Genomic DNA, 16,243 nt, shown 5'->3' on the forward strand with positions numbered 1-16,243 from the left:
TAAACCATATGTCCCGCGGCGGGATTCAGGCCGCCGCGACGGTCTCGACGAACTGGCTCGCGCGCTGATGCAGCGATCGCGCCGCACGCGTCAGCCCCGACGACAATTCTCCGAGCGCCACCGCCTCCTGTCCGACCGCCGCGGAGCGGCGGCCGATCTGATGGACGCGCGAGTCGATCTCCTTCCCTGCAGCAACCGCCTGCTCGACATAGCTTGCGATCAGCAGGGTCGTCGCGCTCTGGCCGTCGACCGCCGTATCGACGGCATCCGAAAAGGCGTTGTTCGCCTCGATCGCGCGTTCGACCTCGGCAAAGCCTTCGGCAACCTGCCCGACGATTTCGCGAATATGGTTGATGAAGGGCGAAATGTCGCTGGCCGCGGCACGGGTCTGCGCCGCGAGATTCTTCACTTCCTGGGCAACGACGGCGAAGCCGCGCCCGGCCTCCCCCGCGCGCGCCGCCTCGATCCCGGCATTGAGCGCCAGCATGTTGGTGCGGCTCGCCATGTCGATGATGAGGCGCAACATATGCTCGATCGACTGGCTCGCCTCGCGCAGCGCGGTCGCCCGCTCGCTCGCCGACCGGACGCGCGCATGGGCGTCACGCCGCACGTCACGCGCCCGGGTGCCGTCGGCGACGATGCGCGCCATGCTGGCGGCGAGCCCGCGCCCGCGATCGCCAAGCTCCTGAAGCCCCGCGAGCGTCTGGGCGGTTGCGCCCGCGACCGACACCGCGTCGCGCCCCGTCTCGTCGGCGCGCATCCCCAGCCCCTGCGCCACCGCCTCCGCCTCGCGCGCCATCTCGGCGAGCGTCGCGGTCAGCGCGCTGATATCCTGTTCGAAGCGGCGCCCGCTTGCTTCGACCGTCGCGGCGCGCGCGCTGCGCTCCTGTGCCACCTCGATCTCGCGCAACATCGCCAGCTTCGACAATTGCGCCGCGTCGAGCGTTTCGACGAAGCGCCCGCGATCGACAAGCACAAGTTCCTGCGCCGCCGACTGCGCCGCGATCCGGAGCAGCGCGGCGGTACTCTCGCCGACGTCGGCGATCTGGCACGGATCGATGAGCGAGGCGATCGATCCCCCGATCGACGGGTTTTGCATCAGCGAAAACCAATAGGGACAAAAGAGCAGCTCGCGCACCCGCTGTTCGCGCACGATCCCGACCGGCTGCCCCGCCGCGTCGACGATCGTCAGGACGCGCAACTGCGGCTGCGCCCGGAAAATGTCGATCACCGCCGACAGATGCGCATCGTGCGCGATCGCCATCGAATGTCCGGTCGCGGGGGCCAATAGCGGATCGGGGGGCGTCATCTGTCTCTCTTGACTGCAAAGCGATGCAGGGCGACCTAGGCCAAGAGAGTAAATTCGAATTTAACCATTTGTTTCAGTGATATGACAGAAGCGCCGAAAGGCTGCACTTTTGGCCGCAAGCCGCTGGCCATTGCTGCGGCAATGTGCAACGCCGGACGCCGAGGAGAAGGACGATGCGGATATGGTTCGGGGCGATGCTGGCGCTGCCCTTGCTGGCGGGCTGTGTAAGCACCGTGAAATCGGTCGTCACCGCGCCGGTGAAGGCCGCGGGACAGGTCGTCGACTGGTCGACCACCAGCCAGGACGAGGCCGACCGCAACCGCGGCCGGGCGATGCGCGAACGCGAGGAGAGGTTGGGCAAGCTTTCGCGCCAGCGCGACAAGGCGACCGACAAATGCGAGCGCGGCGATCATGAGCAATGCCGCCGTGCCGAAGTGCTGAACCATGAAATCGAAGCGGTGATGGCCGAACCGATGTAGCCCCGGCGCGACCCGGCCGCGTCCGTTGCGGCAACCGAATAGTTGCCGCCGCCACGCGCGCTATCGCGCTTCGGCAATATCGCCCGATCGGTCGCCCAGCAGATAGCGCGGCCCGGCGCCGCGCTGCGCCGCCTTGTCGCGCGCGTTATAAAGTCCGCATTTCTTGAGGCTCAGGCAACCGCAACCGATACAACCGTCGAGCAGATCGCGTGTCCGTTCGAGCGCCGCGATCTGCGCGTCGATCCGCGCGCGCAGGCCGGTGCTGATCCGGCGCCAGTCGGCGGCATTGGGGGTACGTTCCGAAGGGAGGCGCGCCAGTTCCGCCGCGATCTCGTCGAGGCTGAGCCCCATCTGCTGCGCAATCAGGATGAACGACAGGCGCCGCGTGTCCGCACGCAGAAAGCGCCGTTGCCCGCCCGCGGTGCGCAGCGACGCGATCAGCCCCTTCGCTTCGTAGAAACGGATCGCCGACATCGCGACGCCGGTTCGTGCGGCAAGCTCGCCGATGGGCAGAAGGTCGGTGCGGTGCACGAAAGCCCCTTTGCATAATATGCTTGATCTAAAGCTTGGTTGAGCTTTCATATTGGTGTGCGTCAACCCGAATCAGGAGTTTCAGCCCATGGCGCATCCCTTTATCGAACATGTGAATCTGACCGTCAGTGACCCCGAACGCAGCGCCGCGCTGATGGCGCGAATCTTCGGCTGGCACGAACGCTGGCGCGGGCCGGCGCGTGATGGCGGTATGTCGATCCACGTTGGATCGGACGAGGCCTATGTCGCACTCTACACCGGTCCCGACGGCCTTCATGCGAACGCGCATTTCGCGAAAGGCGAACCGCTCAACCATGTCGGCATCCAAGTCGACGATCTCGATGCGATCGAGGCGAAAGTGGTCGATGCCGGTTTGCGCCCCTTCAATCACGGCGATTATGAACCCGGCCGCCGCTTCTATTTCTTCGACCCGGACGGCATCGAATATGAGGTGGTGAGCTACGCCGCGCGGGCCGCGCGCTGAAGCGCGCAACATCGGGGCGGCTCCGCGCGTTAGCATGGCACAAGCAGAAAGGAGCCTCCCCGATGAGCAAAGATATCAAACAGCGTTTCTGGAAGGAACTCGCCGACAATCCCTATCTGATGGTCGCGCTTGACGCCGGTCACGCCCACGCGATCCCGATGACGGCGCAGCTCGACAAGGACAATGACGGCTATTTCCATTTTTTCCACGCCAAGAGCGGCCGTCTCGCCGCCGGCGGGCGCGCGATGGCCCAATATGTCGCCAAGGGGCATGACCTGTTCGCATGCGTCTCCGGCACGCTGACCCCGGTGACCGACCGTGCGACGATCGACAAATATTGGTCGAAGCCGGTCGAGGCCTGGTACGAAGGCGGCAAGGACGACCCGGACCTGCTGATGCTGCGCTTCGATCTCGACGATGCCGAAATCTGGACCGCAGAGGCGGGGATCAAGGGGCTGTTCCGCCTGATGACCGGATCGACGGTAAAGGAAGGCGAACTCGGCAGCCATGCCGAGGTGGCGCTCTAGGACGAAGCCGGCTCGCGCTCGCGGGCCTCGATCCCCATCTCGACCAGCACATAGAGGACACGCCGCGCTGCGGCGATGTCCTCGGCGCCGACCCGCGCCGCGAGCTTCGCGTCGATGGCATCGCGCGCCTTGCCTTGGATTGTCGCGGCTTCGGCGCCGCGCTCGGTCAGGCGCACGACCAGCCGGCGCCGGTCGGCGGGATCGGCCTGGCGCTCCAGATAGCCGCGCATGACGAGCGTATCGACAAGCTGCCCCGCCGCCTGCTTCGATATGCGCAGATCGCGGATCAGAGTCCCCAGCGGCACCTCCTCCGCCCCCAGCGCGAGGCCGCCGATCACATAGAGGCCATTGGCAGGAATGTCGTCAAATCCGGCGCGATCAAGCGCCCGCCGCATCGCTCCGCCATAGATGGTGCGCGCATGGCGCAGAAGGGCGGGCATAACGATCTCGCGGTGACGGGCGGCGTCCGAATTGCTCATTCGGCGAATATTTCCCGCTTCGGTCATTTAGTCAATATGATTTACTATCATTAAATTGGACTAATTTCGCCATTGGCGAAGCAGAATCCATCGGCGCGATCGCGCGCCAGCAAGGCGGGGCCGTCGAGGTCGACCCATCGCGCCCGCTGCGCGAGCAGAAACGCCGGCGCAATCGCCAGGCTTGTCGACAGCATGCAGCCGACCATGATGCTCAGACCCGCCGCGTCGGCGGCATCGGCCAGCTTGAGTGCCTCGGTCAGCCCGCCCGCCTTGTCGAGCTTGATGTTCACGCCGTCGTAAAAGGCCCCGATGCGCGGCACATCGGCAGCGACATGGCAGCTTTCATCGGCGATGAACGGCAGGGGGGCATAAATGCCGTCGAGCAGCACGTCGGTGCCGACCGGCACCGGTTGCTCGATCATTTCGACTCCGAGCTCGGCGAGCGCCTCGGCCTCGGCAAGCAGGTCGAGCGCGCCCCAGCTCTCATTCGCATCGACGATCAGGCGGGCGCCGGGCGCCGCCCCGCGCACCGCCGCAACGCGCGCGCGATCTTCGGCGTCGCCGGCCAGCTTGATCTTGAACAGGCGATAGCCCGCCGTCACCGCTTCCTCGGTTCGCGCCGCCATCGTGCCAGGGCCGCCGAGCGAAATGGTGAAGGCGGTGACGCGCGGCGCCGGCGCTTCGCAGCCGGCAAGCTGCCACAACGGGACCGCGCGCTGGCGCGCTTCGAGATCCCACAGCGCACAGTCGATCGCGTTGCGCGCGGCACCCGCCCCCATCAATTCCTGCACCGCTGCCCGCGCGGCCGCCGCGCCCAGCCCCGCGAGATGCGGCATGACGCGCAACAGGGCGTCGCGGCAGCCGGCTGCGTCCTCGCCCTGATAATAGATCGGCGTTCCTTCGCCGCGCCCGACGACGCCGTCCTCCTCGACTTCGGCGACGACGACATCGACATGGTCGCTTGCACCGCGGCTGATGACGAATTCGCCCGCGACGGGCCACCGCTCGACGCGTGCGCTTTTCAGTTGGATAGCCATGCAGGAAGACTAATGTGCGGCGCGATGACGGGCAAATCCCTTTCCGAACGCATTGGCGATCTGGGTCACCGACTCGCCGTCGAGGCGCACGCCGCGTGGCTCGCCGCGCGCGACCCGCGGACGCCGCTGATTGCCAAGCTGCTGGCGGTCGCCGTCGCCGCCTATGCGCTGTCGCCGATCGATCTGATACCCGATTTCGTCCCTGTACTCGGCTGGCTCGACGATCTGCTGATCGTCCCGGCGGGTCTGTGGCTGGTCCGACAGATGATCCCCGATCCGCTGTGGAGCGAATTGCATGCAGCGGCGGAGCTTACGAGCGAGCGCCCTTCGAGCCGCGGGGGCATGGCCTTCATCCTTCTGTTGTGGGCAGGGCTGCTCTACCTCGTCTATTGGGCGGTTCGGACCTCGCCTTGGCATTGACGGGCGGGATTCGAAACGGGGAAGCGGCGGGCTTGCGCGTCCTCCCCGCCATGCCATGCTTCTGCCGCCCCGTTTCTTCGCCACCAAAGCTGGAGTAGGCTGGTCGTCATGGATGCCATCATGCTTGCCCTCGTCGCAGTATTGCTTGCCAATGCCGATGGCCGAACCGGACGTTTGCTGTCGCAGGTGATGGCGGCGCGCGGGGATCGCCGCGCCGTCGTCGCGATTGCCTTTGCCGCCTTTGTGGCCAATGCGACCATCGCGGCGGTCGCGGGGACGGCAGCAAACCGGGTGATCGGTCAGGGTATCGTGGCGCTGCTGCTCGCCTTCGCGTTGCTCGGTGCGGCGGTCGCGCTCGTCTGGCGGGGGCGCCTCGGCCCGGCGGTCCAGAGTCTGGAGGAAGCTCCGTTGCCCTCGCTCGCGGCACGGCTGTTTCTGGCTCAACTCGGCGACCGCAGCCATTTCCTGATCGGCGCGCTGGCGGCGACGAGTGGCGCCGGGCTGTGGGCGGCCGCGGGGGGGCTGATCGGCTGGACGCTTTCGCTGGTCCCGTTCCTCGCCTTTGGCGCCGCGCTCGCCGATCAGGCCGCGGCACGGATCGCCCGATTGATGAGCGCCGCGATTCTCGCGCTATGGGGCCTCAACACCGCGATGCGCGCCTTCGGTCTCTGATAGAAAATCCGATTACGGCGCCCAATAATCGATTTTATCGATCACAGCATCGAACAGGCTTCATGGGCAGCTTTGCCGCTGCGGCACTATATTGGCCAGGAAGCAGAAAAAGGAGGCTTTCCCATGTCCAACAAGAATCAGCCTGCCGTTGCGGATGCGCTGAACGCGCTGCTCGCCGACAGTTTCGCGCTCTATCTGAAGACCAAAAATTATCACTGGCACGTCAAGGGGCCCAGTTTTCGCAGCCTGCACCTTCTGTTCGACGAGCAGGCGGCCCAGATCCTCGCGACGACCGACCTGATCGCCGAGCGTGTGCGCAAGAATGGCGCGGCGACGCTCCGCTCAATCGGCGACATCAGCCGTCACCAGTCGATCAAGGACGACGACGCAGCGAGCGTCGACGCAGAAACGATGGTGCGCAACCTTGCCGCCGATAACGAGACACTGCTCGCGCAGCTCAAGGATGCCAAGACGGCGGCCGAAGCCGATGGCGACATTGCGACGAGCGGCCTGGTCGATGGCTGGGCGGACGAAACGCAGCAGCGTATCTGGTTCCTCAAGTCCACCCTCGCCTGAGGGGCTGCGCAGACCACCGCTAACGAAAAAGGGCGGCCCTTTGCGGGGCCGCCCTTCGTTCATCCGGTGGACGCCGAATCAGTCCTGCGTCGGCTGGAGGTTCACCGCGGCGAATTTGCCGCGATCATCGACCTCGATGTCGAAAGCGACGCGGTCGCCTTCTTCGAGGCCCGCCATGCCGGCGCGTTGCACCGCGCTGACGTGGACGAAGGCATCCGCCTGTCCGTCATCGCGCGCGATGAAGCCGAAACCCTTGGTCGTGTTGAAGAATTTCACCGTGCCCGACGTGCGTTCGCCGGTCAGCTGACGCCGGCCGCGCGCACCGCCCGCAGCGGGACGATCCTCGCGCGGACGCGGGGCGAAGTCCTCGACAGGCATTGGTTCGCCTTCGATCTTGAGATCGATGGCCGACACCTTGCCGTTGCGTTCGACGAGCGTGAAACCGAGCGGCTGACCCGATGCGAGGCCCTGCAGCCCCGCCTGTTCGACCGCGCTGATGTGCACGAACACGTCTTCACCGCCATCGTCGCGCGCGATGAAGCCAAAGCCCTTTGAAGGGTTGAAGAATTTCACCTGGCCCTGGCCTTCGCCGACGACCTGTGCCGGCATGCCGCCGCGGGCACCGCCGCCGCCACCGCCAAAGCCGCCGCGGCCGCCGCCGGCGAAGCCGCCGCGATCGCCACCGCCGAAACCACCACCACGATCGCCGCCGGCACGATCGCCGCCACCGAAGCCGCCGCGATCACCGAAACCACCGCGGTCGCCACCGCCAAAGCCGCCGCCGCCATAAGGTGCCGGTTCGAAACTGTCGAAATTGCCGAAGTCGTCGCGCTTGCCGCGTCCGCGATGGCCACGGCGATCCTTGTTGAAACTCATTGCTTAGTAGTCGCTTTCGGTCGTCCACACCCGATTGAACCGGCTCCTTGCGCCGGACGGGGACGCAGTTCACCATGGGCACAGACTCGCCCCGTGCCGCTAACGGCGCAATATATAACCTATATGAACGGCATCTGCGAACAGAAAATTCAAAGCCGCGATCGGCGGATTTCCAAGCTTTGCCGTAGCGCTGGCGCCGAGGGGCGGCGCCGCGAAAACCAGTCATTGAGCGCCGCCGCCGCTTCGCCTAAGGCAAGTCGATGACCGTATATTTCCACGAAGAAGACCTGCCCGAAGGCGCGATCGGCCCCGGCCCCGTCGCGATCGACACCGAAACCATGGGCCTCAACCCGCTGCGCGACCGGCTGTGCCTTGTCCAGATCAGCGACGGCAAGGGCGACGAGCATCTGGTGCGATTCGGCCCCGGCAGCCGCTACGACGCGCCGGTTCTCAAGGCGATCCTCACTGATCCTGACCGGCTGAAACTGTTCCATTTCGCCCGTTTCGATATTGCCGCGATGCAGCAGGCGCTCGGCGTCGTCACCGCCCCCGTCTATTGCACCAAGATCGCGTCGAAGCTGGTGCGCACCTACACCGACCGTCATGGCCTCAAGGAACTGGTCCGCGAACTGCTGGGACAGGATGTGTCGAAGCAGCAGCAGTCGAGCGACTGGGGCGCTGCCGAACTGAGCGAGGCGCAGCGCGACTATGCCGCGAGCGATGTCCGCTTTCTGCACGCAATGAAGGAGGTGCTCGACGCCCGCCTTGCGCGCGAGGGGCGCACCGAACTCGCACAATCCTGCTTCGATTTCCTCCCGACGCGCGCCGCGCTCGACCTCGCCGGATGGCCCGAGGTCGACATCTTCGCGCATAGCTGACGGGGAGCCGCCGCGGGTGTCCGAACGCGCCGAAATCGACCGTACGATGCGCCGCCTGTGGGCGGCCAGCGGGTCGCGCCACGACCGCGTGGTGCGCATTTTGCGCTACGGCCTGCCGCTGGTTATCGGCGTTGTTGCGGCAGTGCTCGTCTTTTCGCCCTTCACCCAGCGCAGCGAGGTCAGCTTCCTGCTCGCCAAGGACAAGGTCGAAGTGGCGAAGGAGCGGATGAAGGTCGTACGCGCCGAATATCGCGGCCAGGATACCAAAGGCCAGCCCTTTGCGCTCATCGCGGATAGCGCGGTGCAGAAAAGCTCGGCCGAACCGATCGTGCGGATGAACGGACTGTCCGGGGCAATCAAACTGGCCGACGGCCCGGCGACGATCGCCGCCGCGAACGGACAATATGACATGGACAGCGAAAAGGTGACCGTGCCGGGACTGGTCCAGGTCAAGGGCGCCGACGGCTATCGCATCGACGCGAACAATGTCGCCATCGACCTCAAGAATCGCAGCCTTGTCGGTACCGGCGGCGTCAATGGCGCGTTGAACATCGGCAATTTTTCCGCCAACGAGCTGACCGCCGACCTCGACCAGCGGATCGTCCGCCTGTCGGGGAACGCCCATCTTCGGATCAACCAGGGAGCGCTCAAATGAAGGGGCTTTGGACCGTGAAGAGCCTGACGCTGGCCGGCGCCAGCTTCGTGCTGACCAGCCTGGCGATTCTGGCGGGCGGGCATGGCGGCGGCGCGGCCTATGCGCAGGCGCTGGCAAATCACAACAGCAACGCCCCCGTCGATTTCGACGCGGGCAGCATCGAGGTGCAGGATCGCGCCGACCGCGTCGTACTGGCGGGCGGCGTGCGCGTAACGCAGGCGGGGCTGACCGTGGTCGCACCGCGCATGACCGTTGCCTATACCCGCGCCGGCAACACCGACGTCAACCGGCTCGACGCGACGGGCGGCGTCACCGTCACCAAGGGCAATGAAACGGCGAAGGGAAATGTCGCGATCTACGATCTCGACCGGCGGCTGATCACGATGGTCGGCAATGTCCAGTTGACGCAGGGCGCGAACCGCCTGTCGGGCGGGCGGCTTGTGATCGACCTCAACAGTGGCCGCGCGACGGTCGACGGTCGCGGCGCTGCCCGCGGCCCCGACGGCAATCCGGTCACCGACGGTTCGGGCGGCCGCGTCAAAGGCACCTTCAGCGTACCACAAAGAAACCAGTAACGCTGTCCGTTAAGCGTCGCGCAAGCCGCGCACGCAAGGATGGTTTCGGGGACCAGACCCATTGCGGTGCCGGGGGGCGGCCGCGCGATCAAGGCGTGTTCCGATGCGTTATGCCCCCCTGCTCCCCGTCCGCCGCCCGATGTTCGGACGGCGCCACGCGACGCCCGAAACCGAGCCGGTCCGTCCGACCCGCGAGGAGCGAAAACTCGCGGAAGCGGTGATGCATCATGTCGGACCGACGCGACCCCGATAAACGGCCAGTTGCCATTTCAGCCCCGGCCGTTGCGACCGCGAGCCCCGATCAATCGCCCTCGGCTTCGACCTTGGGCTTGCGCACTTCGCTGACCAGCAGCTTGTCGATCTTGCGGCCATCCATATCGACGATCTCGAACCTCCAGCCGCGGTCGGTGAACGCCTCCCCTTCCTCGGGCAGATGCTTGAGGATAGCAAGCGCGTGGCCCGCGGCGGTCGCATAGTCGCGGTCGTCGTCGAGTTCGATCCCAAGCCGCTCGGCCATCTGGTCGGCGGGCATCGACCCGGCGATCAGCAGGCTGCCATCCTCGCGCTCGACGACGAAGGGTTCGCTGCCGATATCCTGATCGGACGCGAACTCGCCCGCGATCGCCGACATCAAGTCGGCGGGCGTCACCAGTCCATCGAAATGGCCATATTCGTCGTGAACGAGCAGCATCGGCACTTCGGCAAGGCGCAGCGCCGCGAGCGCGTCCATCGCATCGATCTGGTCGTGGATGACCGCGGCGCGGCGCATCAGCCGCTCAAGGTCTATCGGGTCGCCACGGAACAGCGCCGCGGCGATGTCGCGCGCCTGGACGACACCGACGATATCGTCGACCGACCCGCGCGCGACCGGCAGACGGCTGTGCGGCGTTTCGAGCAGCTTGTCGCGCACGCCCTTCGCGTCGAGCGTGATGTCGATCCAGTCGACATCCTTGCGCGGCGTCATCACCTCGCGCACCGGCCGGTCGGCAAGCCGCACGACGCCCGAGATGATCGCGCGCTCGCTCTCCTCGATCACGCCCGATTTCGACGCCTCGGCGACGATCAGATGCAGTTCCTCGGCGGTCACCTGATCGTCCGATTCGCGCTTGAGACCGAGCAGGCGGAACACCAGACCCGAACTGTTGTTGAGCAACCAGACCAGCGGAGCCGCAATGCGCGCAAGCCAGAACATCATCGGCGCGACGAAGATCGCAATCCGTTCGGGTGCGCGCAGCGCAAATTGTTTGGGGACAAGCTCGCCCGCGATCAGCGAGGCATAAGTCGTAAGCGCGATGACGAGGGCGAACGCCACCGTGCGTGCGGTGTCGGCATCAAGGCCGGTCCATGCCTGCAACCGTTCGGCGACAGGCTGGCCCAGGCTGGCCCCCGAATAGGCGCCCGTCAGCACGCCGATCAGCGTGATACCGACCTGCACCGTCGACAGAAAGCGGCCGGGGTCGGAGGCAAGCTGACGCGCGATCCTTGCCCCACTGCTGCCGCGCTTCTCGGCGGCCTGCAACCGCGGGTCGCGCGCCGAAACGATCGCGAGTTCGGACATGGCGAAAACGCCGTTGAGCAGGATAAGGATCAGGATGATCGCCACATCCGACCAGGGAAAAGGGGTCATTGGGCGGTCGTACGGCGCTGGCGCGCCCGGCCCCTGTCAGCTTCGGTCATGCCGGTCCTATAGGCCAAAGCCGCGGTGCTGCACAATGGTGACGACATCGGCACGCTCAGCCAGCGTTCAGCATGAATGACGGAACGGAAAGCGCGATCATATGTTATCCTTGTGGTCGTGGCATCGCATGGACCGGCGATGCCCAAAAAAGGGAGCCAGAAATGAACAAGAGGACGATCAAGCTCGCGGCCGTCGCCAGCCTTGGCGCGCTCACGCTGACCGGTTGCGTCACCGACCCCGAAACGGGCAAGCAGCGCATCTCCAAGGCCGCGATCGGCGGCATCGGCGGCGCGCTCGGCGGCTATCTGCTCGGCGATCTCGTCGGCGGACGCAACGACCGGACCGAAAAGATCCTGGGCGCGGGCATCGGCGCCGTCGCCGGCGCGGGCGTCGGCTATTATATGGATCAGCAGGAAAAGAAACTGCGCGAACGCACCGCAGGCACCGGCATCGATGTCGAACGCCAGGGCGACCAGCTCGTGCTCAACATGCCCGGCGACGTGACATTCGACCTCAACAGCGCGGTCGTGAAGTCGCAGTTCCGTGGCGCGCTCGACAGCGTCGCCTCGACCCTGTCGGAATATCCGAGCACCTATATCGACGTTTACGGCCACACCGATTCGCAGGGCAGCGAAACCTATAATCAGGGGCTGTCCGAACGGCGCGCGGCGTCGGTCGCAGACTATCTGGCGGGCCGCGGCGTAAACCGCGCGCGCATGGCGACAATGGGCTATGGCGAAACGCAGCTCAAATGCGCGCCCGAACGCACGCAGGCCGACTATCAGTGCAACCGCCGCGTCGAAATCCGCATCGCGCCGGTGACGCAGGCGGACGTGGCCGCCGCACAATAAAGTCCATTCCCGTGGACAATGGAAAGGGCGTCGCCGGCAGGTGGCGCCCTTTTCCTTGTCAGGCGAGGCTCGAGAAGCTCGCTTTCAGCCCGTCGATGACGAACTGCGCCGCGAGCGCCGCGAGCAGCACGCCGAGCAGGCGGGTGATGACGGCCTCGCCCTTGTTGCCGATCAAGCGCATGAACGGCCCGGCGAGCAGCAGCGCCGCGAGCGTCAGCAGCAGTACGAGCAGCAGTGCGCCGAAAATCACCAGCGCGCGGTCAAGCCCGCTGTTCTGCGACACCAGCAGCATCACCGACGCGATCGATCCCGGCCCGGCAAGCATCGGCATCGCCATCGGGAACACCGACACATCTTCGACCTCGGGAGTCGCCATCAGCTTTTCGGCGCGCTGTTCGCGGCGCTCGGTGCGCTTTTCGAACACCATGTCGATCGCGATGATGAACAGCATTACCCCGCCCGCGATGCGGAAACTGTCGAGATCGATGTGCAGGAAACTGAGCAGCGCCTCGCCGAACATCGCGAAGAAGATCAGGATGAAGCCGGCGATCAGTGTCGCGCGGATCGCCATCGACCGGCGCTGCGCCGCGCTGGCTCCCGTCGTCAGGCTGGCGTAGATGGGCGCGCAGCCGGGCGGATCGATGACGACGAAAAGCGTCACGAAGGCCGATATGAAAAGGTCGATCATGGCTGCTTCGGCGCCGCTATGCGGTCATCGATAATGGTCGTCATTTCGTGCCCGTCCCACAGCCGCACGGTGATGCTGCGCGATCCGTCGGGGCGCACGACCGAAGTCCAGTTCAGAGTCTGGTCGCGCGACATGCCGACCATCATATCGTCACCCTCCGCGGCGGCGGTTACCGTGGCGCCCGGCTTGCCGGTGCAGGTCGCCTGCTTCGATTCGATGAAGTCGGGCGCTGCGCGCGGGGTCGCAAGCGCGTCGCCCGAATCGAGCAGCCAGCGCATGTCGCCCTTCATCGGATCGCGCGACCACACGGTGGTGAAGAATCCCTGCGCCGGACCCTTCTGCCATGCGCCCGTCGTCACGCCGCTGTTGCCATCACAGCTTACGAACACCTTGTGCGGTTGCCAGCGCACCGCCTCGGCCGGATCCTTTTGCGTCTTCAGCCAGTCGCGGGCGTTGACCCGCTGCGGCACGAACATCACCGCGTCGGGCGCCGCGGTTTCGCGAAAGGCCGTCCATTGCCCCTTTTCCTGCGCCAGCCGCGCGAAGGCGATTTCCGCCGCGATAAAGCCGCTCGGATTCGCCGAAAGCGGGCGCTTGCGTGCCTCGGGCCCCTGCGGCGCGCAACCGTCGAGCATCGTCAGCACAAGCCCGGCAAGGAGCAGTCGGCGCATCAGAAACCCTCCGGATCGGCGAGGCCGGCGCGGCGGTGCGCGGCGACCAGCGTGTTGCGCAGCAGGCAGGCAATCGTCATCGGGCCGACGCCGCCGGGCACCGGGGTGATCGCGCCCGCCACCCCCGCCGCGCTGGCGTAATCGACGTCACCGACGAGCCGCCCCTTGGTCGCGCCCGCTTCGGGCGGCAGGCGATTGATGCCGACGTCGATGACCGCCGCGCCGGGCTTGATCCAGTCGCCCTCGACCATTTCGGGCCGACCGACCGCCGCCACGACGATATCGGCTCGGCGGACCAGATCGGGCAGATCGCGGGTGCGGCTGTGCGCCATGGTCACGGTGCAATTGGCGCCAAGCAGCAGCGCCGCCATCGGCTTGCCGACCAGAATCGAGCGGCCGATCACCACCGCATCCTTGCCGCCAAGATCGCCGAGCACATCCTGCAACAGCAACAGACAGCCATAGGGGGTGCAAGGCACCATGCCCGGGATGCCGAGCGCGAGCCGTCCGGCGCTGACCGGGGTCAGCCCGTCGACGTCCTTTTCGGGATCGATCGTCGCCACCGCGCGCTGCTCGTCGAGATGGGCAGGCAGCGGAAGCTGGAGCAGGATGCCGTCGACCGCAGGATCGTCGTTGAGCGATGCGAGCAGCGCCTCGACCTCTTCCTGGTTCGCGGTCGCGGGCAGGCGATGTTCGAAACTCGCCATGCCGGCGGCGACCGTCGCCTTGCCCTTGGAGCCGACATAGACGGCGCTCGCCGGATCGTCGCCGACCAGCACGACCGCCAGCCCCGGCACGCGCCCGGTCGCGGCTTCGAACGCCGGGACGGCGCCGGCAATGCGTGCGCGCAGCCCGGCGGCGAACGCCTTGCCGTCGATGATGCGCGCTTCGGTCGCGACGGACATCAGGCCATTCCGCTCGAATAGGCGAGGCGCGCGAGGTAGCCCAGCACCGGCCCCTGAATGATGATGATCAGGATCAGCACCAGCATCGGCGTCAGGTCGAGCCCGCCGAAATCGGGCATGATCCGCCGGAACGGCCGATAGAGCGGCTCGGTGATGCGATCGAGCATCATCCACAGCTGCGCCACGAAGTCATTGTGGGTGTTGATGACGTTGAAGGCGATCAGCCACGACATCACCGCCTGCGCGATGATGAACCACCACAGGACCGTCAGGATGATGTCGACGATCTGGATGAGCATGAGAAGCAAGGCGGGTCTCCGTAAAGGGGGGTCTTGCAGGCCCTCTTAGCGGTGAATGAGCGTGCCTGCACCCCTTGCGGTGAAAATTTCGAGCAGCATCGCATGCGGCACCCGGCCGTCGAGGATAACCGCGGCATCGACCCCCGCATCGACCGCCGCGACGCAGGTTTCGACCTTCGGAATCATGCCGCCGGTGATCGTCCCGTCGGCCTTCAACGCGTCGATCGCGGGGCGGTCGAGGTCGGTCAGCAGAGCGCCCGACTTGTCGAGCACTCCGGCCACGTCGGTCAGCAGGAAGAAACGCCGCGCGCCAAGCGCGCCGGCGATCGCCCCGGCCATGGTGTCGGCGTTGATATTATAGGTCGCGCCATCGGCGCCGAGCGCGACGGGGGCGACGATCGGGATGAAATTGTCGGCCGCCAACCGTTGCAGGATCGTCGGGTCGACCGCGACGGGTTCGCCGACGAAGCCCAGGTCGACGTGGCGTTCGATCCCCGAATTGGGATCGGGTTCGGTGCGGTGGACCTTTTCGGCCAGCACCAGATTGGCGTCCTTGCCCGACAGGCCGATCGCGCGGCCGCCAAGCCCGGCGAGCCATCCGACGATTTCCTTGTTGATTTTGCCCGCCAGGACCATTTCGGCGACCTCTGCGGTCGCGGCGTCGGTAACGCGCAGCCCGCCGACGAACTGCGATTCGATGCCGAGCTGCTTGAGCATCGCGCCGATCTGCGGTCCGCCGCCATGGACGACGACGGGATTGATCCCCACCGCCTTCAGCAGCACCACATCCTCGGCAAAGTCGCGCTGCGCCTCGGGATCGCCCATCGCATGGCCGCCATATTTGATGACGAAGGTTTCGCCCGCATAGCGCTGCAGATAGGGCAACGCTTCGACGAGCGTTTCGGCCTTGGTCAGCAGATCGGGCATGGTCGTGGGGTCGGTCATCGTCATCATTCCGCGGTCTTCGCGTCGAGGCTGCGGCCGAGCGCGACGAGGCCGGTGATCACCGCCGGGATGACGACAATCGACAGCGCGACCTTGGCCAGCATCTGTCCCGCCATCAGATTGGCGATCGGGAAAACGCCGTAAAAGGCGATGGTGACGAACAGCAGCGTGTCGACGATCTGGCTGAGCGCGCTGGCGACTGCGCCGCGGATCGCGAGCCAGGTCGACCCCGTCCCCGCGCCTTCACGGCCGCGCAGTTTGGAAAAGATGGTGACGTTCAGGAACTGCGACGTGCCATAGGCGACGATGCCCGCCGCCATCAGGCGCGGCGTTTGTCCCAATATCATCTCGAACGATGCCAGCCGGGCCGGGTCCATCTCGGGCGCGGCGGGGACGAAATAGACGAGCGAGGTCAGCATGATCGACAGGATCAGCGGCACGAAACCCCACAGCACCAGCCGGTTCGCAGTCGCCTGTCCGTGCAATTCGGACACTGTGCTCGACAGCGCGACGAGGATCAGGAACGGAAAAATCCCGGCCTCGACCGCAAGACCGGCGCCCAGCGCGACCTGCTTGTTCCCGAGCACGCCGGCGAGCACGACCATGCCGCCATAGATGATCGTGAACAGGAAAAGCGAAGGGGTGATCGTGCGCGGCAGCGCGGTCGAAGTCGGTTCGGTCATCGGCGCCCGATAGTCGCTTTTGCGA

23 protein-coding genes are annotated in these 16,243 nt (G+C 66.0%); 11 read left to right on the forward strand and 12 right to left on the reverse strand.

Annotated elements, in window-relative coordinates; translation table 11 throughout:
* Positions 1-25: 25 nt before the first annotated feature.
* A complete protein-coding gene (locus EBMC1_RS04390; RefSeq protein WP_003041216.1) occupies positions 26-1,309 on the reverse strand; it encodes a methyl-accepting chemotaxis protein in 1,284 nt (427 codons plus the stop codon).
* A gap of 173 nt (positions 1,310-1,482) precedes the next feature.
* Between EBMC1_RS04390 and EBMC1_RS04395 the strand changes: the two genes are divergently transcribed.
* Complete coding sequence (locus EBMC1_RS04395; protein ID WP_003041220.1) at positions 1,483-1,788, forward strand: hypothetical protein; 306 nt, start codon at positions 1,483-1,485, stop codon at positions 1,786-1,788.
* A gap of 60 nt (positions 1,789-1,848) precedes the next feature.
* Here the strand turns inward: EBMC1_RS04395 and soxR are convergent, their stop codons facing one another.
* A complete protein-coding gene (gene soxR / locus EBMC1_RS04400; RefSeq protein WP_003041223.1) occupies positions 1,849-2,319 on the reverse strand; it encodes a redox-sensitive transcriptional activator SoxR in 471 nt (156 codons plus the stop codon).
* 88 nt (positions 2,320-2,407) lie between these two features.
* Between soxR and EBMC1_RS04405 the strand changes: the two genes are divergently transcribed.
* Both EBMC1_RS04405 and EBMC1_RS04410 read left to right on the forward strand, forming a co-directional pair.
* Positions 2,408-2,803 carry a VOC family protein gene (locus EBMC1_RS04405; protein ID WP_003041225.1) on the forward strand — a complete coding sequence of 132 codons (396 nt, stop codon included), beginning with the start codon at positions 2,408-2,410 and terminating at the stop codon, positions 2,801-2,803.
* 62 nt (positions 2,804-2,865) lie between these two features.
* Positions 2,866-3,330, forward strand: a complete 465-nt coding sequence (locus EBMC1_RS04410) for a pyridoxamine 5'-phosphate oxidase family protein (RefSeq protein WP_003041229.1) — start codon at positions 2,866-2,868, stop codon at positions 3,328-3,330.
* Here EBMC1_RS04410 and EBMC1_RS17740 read toward each other — a convergent pair.
* Both EBMC1_RS17740 and EBMC1_RS04420 read right to left on the reverse strand, forming a co-directional pair.
* Entirely contained in the window at positions 3,327-3,809 is a 483-nt protein-coding gene (locus tag EBMC1_RS17740) for a MarR family winged helix-turn-helix transcriptional regulator (protein ID WP_051066338.1), read from the reverse strand. The two genes, EBMC1_RS04410 and EBMC1_RS17740, sit on opposite strands and share 4 nt — an antisense overlap.
* A 50-nt stretch (positions 3,810-3,859) precedes the next feature.
* Positions 3,860-4,846 (reverse strand): dipeptide epimerase, encoded by a 987-nt coding sequence (locus tag EBMC1_RS04420; RefSeq protein ID WP_003041235.1) that lies wholly within the window; start codon positions 4,844-4,846, stop codon positions 3,860-3,862.
* A 24-nt stretch (positions 4,847-4,870) separates the two neighbouring features.
* Between EBMC1_RS04420 and EBMC1_RS04425 the strand changes: the two genes are divergently transcribed.
* The 3 genes from EBMC1_RS04425 to EBMC1_RS04435 all read left to right on the forward strand — a co-directional run bounded on the left by EBMC1_RS04425 (position 4,871) and on the right by EBMC1_RS04435 (position 6,514).
* Positions 4,871-5,266 carry a YkvA family protein gene (locus EBMC1_RS04425; RefSeq protein ID WP_156000969.1) on the forward strand — a complete coding sequence of 132 codons (396 nt, stop codon included), beginning with the start codon at positions 4,871-4,873 and terminating at the stop codon, positions 5,264-5,266.
* A gap of 108 nt (positions 5,267-5,374) precedes the next feature.
* Positions 5,375-5,938 (forward strand): hypothetical protein, encoded by a 564-nt coding sequence (locus EBMC1_RS04430; RefSeq protein ID WP_003041241.1) that lies wholly within the window; start codon positions 5,375-5,377, stop codon positions 5,936-5,938.
* 123 nt (positions 5,939-6,061) lie between these two features.
* The gene (locus EBMC1_RS04435; protein WP_003041243.1) at positions 6,062-6,514 is read left to right on the forward strand and encodes a Dps family protein; all 453 of its coding nucleotides are present in this window, start codon (positions 6,062-6,064) and stop codon (positions 6,512-6,514) included.
* A gap of 78 nt (positions 6,515-6,592) precedes the next feature.
* Here EBMC1_RS04435 and EBMC1_RS18915 read toward each other — a convergent pair whose 3' ends face one another.
* The gene (locus EBMC1_RS18915) at positions 6,593-7,390 is read right to left on the reverse strand and encodes a cold-shock protein (protein WP_003041246.1); all 798 of its coding nucleotides are present in this window, start codon (positions 7,388-7,390) and stop codon (positions 6,593-6,595) included.
* Positions 7,391-7,650: 260 nt separating this feature from the next.
* Between EBMC1_RS18915 and EBMC1_RS04445 the strand changes: the two genes are divergently transcribed.
* The 4 genes from EBMC1_RS04445 to EBMC1_RS18305 all read left to right on the forward strand — a co-directional run bounded on the left by EBMC1_RS04445 (position 7,651) and on the right by EBMC1_RS18305 (position 9,751).
* A complete protein-coding gene (locus EBMC1_RS04445) occupies positions 7,651-8,268 on the forward strand; it encodes a ribonuclease D (RefSeq protein ID WP_003041249.1) in 618 nt (205 codons plus the stop codon).
* 16 nt (positions 8,269-8,284) lie between these two features.
* Positions 8,285-8,923, forward strand: a complete 639-nt coding sequence (locus tag EBMC1_RS04450; RefSeq protein WP_003041252.1) for a hypothetical protein — start codon at positions 8,285-8,287, stop codon at positions 8,921-8,923.
* On the forward strand, positions 8,920-9,498 hold the full coding sequence (locus EBMC1_RS04455; RefSeq protein WP_003041256.1) for an LptA/OstA family protein: 579 nt from the start codon (positions 8,920-8,922) through the stop codon (positions 9,496-9,498). The genes EBMC1_RS04450 and EBMC1_RS04455 overlap by 4 nt, the downstream gene beginning before the upstream one ends.
* 103 nt (positions 9,499-9,601) lie before the next feature.
* A complete protein-coding gene (locus EBMC1_RS18305) occupies positions 9,602-9,751 on the forward strand; it encodes a hypothetical protein (RefSeq protein ID WP_156000971.1) in 150 nt (49 codons plus the stop codon).
* A gap of 48 nt (positions 9,752-9,799) precedes the next feature.
* On the opposite strand, the gene EBMC1_RS04460 is transcribed toward EBMC1_RS18305, so the two are convergent.
* Complete coding sequence (locus EBMC1_RS04460; protein WP_040589453.1) at positions 9,800-11,125, reverse strand: hemolysin family protein; 1,326 nt, start codon at positions 11,123-11,125, stop codon at positions 9,800-9,802.
* A gap of 212 nt (positions 11,126-11,337) precedes the next feature.
* Between EBMC1_RS04460 and EBMC1_RS04465 the strand changes: the two genes are divergently transcribed.
* Positions 11,338-12,027 carry an OmpA family protein gene (locus EBMC1_RS04465; RefSeq protein WP_003041261.1) on the forward strand — a complete coding sequence of 230 codons (690 nt, stop codon included), beginning with the start codon at positions 11,338-11,340 and terminating at the stop codon, positions 12,025-12,027.
* Positions 12,028-12,085: 58 nt separating this feature from the next.
* On the opposite strand, the gene EBMC1_RS04470 is transcribed toward EBMC1_RS04465, so the two are convergent.
* Genes EBMC1_RS04470 through EBMC1_RS04495 form a run of 6 tightly spaced genes read right to left on the reverse strand, consistent with a single transcriptional unit; the run spans position 12,086 to position 16,218 of the window.
* Entirely contained in the window at positions 12,086-12,715 is a 630-nt protein-coding gene (locus EBMC1_RS04470) for a MarC family protein (RefSeq protein ID WP_003041264.1), read from the reverse strand.
* The gene (locus EBMC1_RS04475) at positions 12,712-13,386 is read right to left on the reverse strand and encodes a hypothetical protein (RefSeq protein ID WP_003041266.1); all 675 of its coding nucleotides are present in this window, start codon (positions 13,384-13,386) and stop codon (positions 12,712-12,714) included. Before EBMC1_RS04475 ends, EBMC1_RS04470 begins: the two co-directional genes overlap by 4 nt.
* Entirely contained in the window at positions 13,386-14,291 is a 906-nt protein-coding gene (gene folD / locus EBMC1_RS04480; protein WP_003041269.1) for a bifunctional methylenetetrahydrofolate dehydrogenase/methenyltetrahydrofolate cyclohydrolase FolD, read from the reverse strand. Before folD ends, EBMC1_RS04475 begins: the two co-directional genes overlap by 1 nt.
* Positions 14,291-14,590 (reverse strand): YggT family protein, encoded by a 300-nt coding sequence (locus EBMC1_RS04485; RefSeq protein ID WP_003041270.1) that lies wholly within the window; start codon positions 14,588-14,590, stop codon positions 14,291-14,293. Before EBMC1_RS04485 ends, folD begins: the two co-directional genes overlap by 1 nt.
* A 45-nt stretch (positions 14,591-14,635) precedes the next feature.
* Positions 14,636-15,544 (reverse strand): acetylglutamate kinase, encoded by a 909-nt coding sequence (gene argB / locus EBMC1_RS04490; RefSeq protein WP_174531827.1) that lies wholly within the window; start codon positions 15,542-15,544, stop codon positions 14,636-14,638.
* Complete coding sequence (locus EBMC1_RS04495; RefSeq protein ID WP_003041276.1) at positions 15,541-16,218, reverse strand: queuosine precursor transporter; 678 nt, start codon at positions 16,216-16,218, stop codon at positions 15,541-15,543. The genes argB and EBMC1_RS04495 overlap by 4 nt, the downstream gene beginning before the upstream one ends.
* Positions 16,219-16,243: the final 25 nt, after the last annotated feature.

It is taken from the genome of Sphingopyxis sp. MC1, from assembly GCF_000371385.1.
GTDB classification, from domain to species: domain Bacteria; phylum Pseudomonadota; class Alphaproteobacteria; order Sphingomonadales; family Sphingomonadaceae; genus Sphingopyxis; species Sphingopyxis terrae.

Excerpts from the sequence above, each read along its gene's own strand:
- EBMC1_RS04390 (WP_003041216.1), bottom strand. The coding sequence starts at position 1,309 with ATGACGCCCCCCGATCCGCTATTGGCCCCCGCGACCGGACATTCGATG.
- EBMC1_RS04395 (WP_003041220.1), top strand. The coding sequence starts at position 1,483 with ATGCGGATATGGTTCGGGGCGATGCTGGCGCTGCCCTTGCTGGCGGGC.
- EBMC1_RS04405 (WP_003041225.1), top strand. The coding sequence starts at position 2,408 with ATGGCGCATCCCTTTATCGAACATGTGAATCTGACCGTCAGTGACCCC.
- EBMC1_RS04410 (WP_003041229.1), top strand. The coding sequence starts at position 2,866 with ATGAGCAAAGATATCAAACAGCGTTTCTGGAAGGAACTCGCCGACAAT.
- EBMC1_RS17740 (WP_051066338.1), bottom strand. The coding sequence starts at position 3,809 with ATGAGCAATTCGGACGCCGCCCGTCACCGCGAGATCGTTATGCCCGCC.
- EBMC1_RS04420 (WP_003041235.1), bottom strand. The coding sequence starts at position 4,846 with ATGGCTATCCAACTGAAAAGCGCACGCGTCGAGCGGTGGCCCGTCGCG.
- EBMC1_RS04425 (WP_156000969.1), top strand. The coding sequence starts at position 4,871 with ATGACGGGCAAATCCCTTTCCGAACGCATTGGCGATCTGGGTCACCGA.
- EBMC1_RS04430 (WP_003041241.1), top strand. The coding sequence starts at position 5,375 with ATGGATGCCATCATGCTTGCCCTCGTCGCAGTATTGCTTGCCAATGCC.
- EBMC1_RS04435 (WP_003041243.1), top strand. The coding sequence starts at position 6,062 with ATGTCCAACAAGAATCAGCCTGCCGTTGCGGATGCGCTGAACGCGCTG.
- EBMC1_RS18915 (WP_003041246.1), bottom strand. The coding sequence starts at position 7,390 with ATGAGTTTCAACAAGGATCGCCGTGGCCATCGCGGACGCGGCAAGCGC.
- EBMC1_RS04445 (WP_003041249.1), top strand. The coding sequence starts at position 7,651 with ATGACCGTATATTTCCACGAAGAAGACCTGCCCGAAGGCGCGATCGGC.
- EBMC1_RS04455 (WP_003041256.1), top strand. The coding sequence starts at position 8,920 with ATGAAGGGGCTTTGGACCGTGAAGAGCCTGACGCTGGCCGGCGCCAGC.
- EBMC1_RS18305 (WP_156000971.1), top strand. The coding sequence starts at position 9,602 with ATGCGTTATGCCCCCCTGCTCCCCGTCCGCCGCCCGATGTTCGGACGG.
- EBMC1_RS04460 (WP_040589453.1), bottom strand. The coding sequence starts at position 11,125 with ATGACCCCTTTTCCCTGGTCGGATGTGGCGATCATCCTGATCCTTATC.
- EBMC1_RS04465 (WP_003041261.1), top strand. The coding sequence starts at position 11,338 with ATGAACAAGAGGACGATCAAGCTCGCGGCCGTCGCCAGCCTTGGCGCG.
- EBMC1_RS04470 (WP_003041264.1), bottom strand. The coding sequence starts at position 12,715 with ATGATCGACCTTTTCATATCGGCCTTCGTGACGCTTTTCGTCGTCATC.
- EBMC1_RS04475 (WP_003041266.1), bottom strand. The coding sequence starts at position 13,386 with ATGCGCCGACTGCTCCTTGCCGGGCTTGTGCTGACGATGCTCGACGGT.
- folD (WP_003041269.1), bottom strand. The coding sequence starts at position 14,291 with ATGTCCGTCGCGACCGAAGCGCGCATCATCGACGGCAAGGCGTTCGCC.
- EBMC1_RS04485 (WP_003041270.1), bottom strand. The coding sequence starts at position 14,590 with ATGCTCATCCAGATCGTCGACATCATCCTGACGGTCCTGTGGTGGTTC.
- argB (WP_174531827.1), bottom strand. The coding sequence starts at position 15,544 with ATGATGACGATGACCGACCCCACGACCATGCCCGATCTGCTGACCAAG.
- EBMC1_RS04495 (WP_003041276.1), bottom strand. The coding sequence starts at position 16,218 with ATGACCGAACCGACTTCGACCGCGCTGCCGCGCACGATCACCCCTTCG.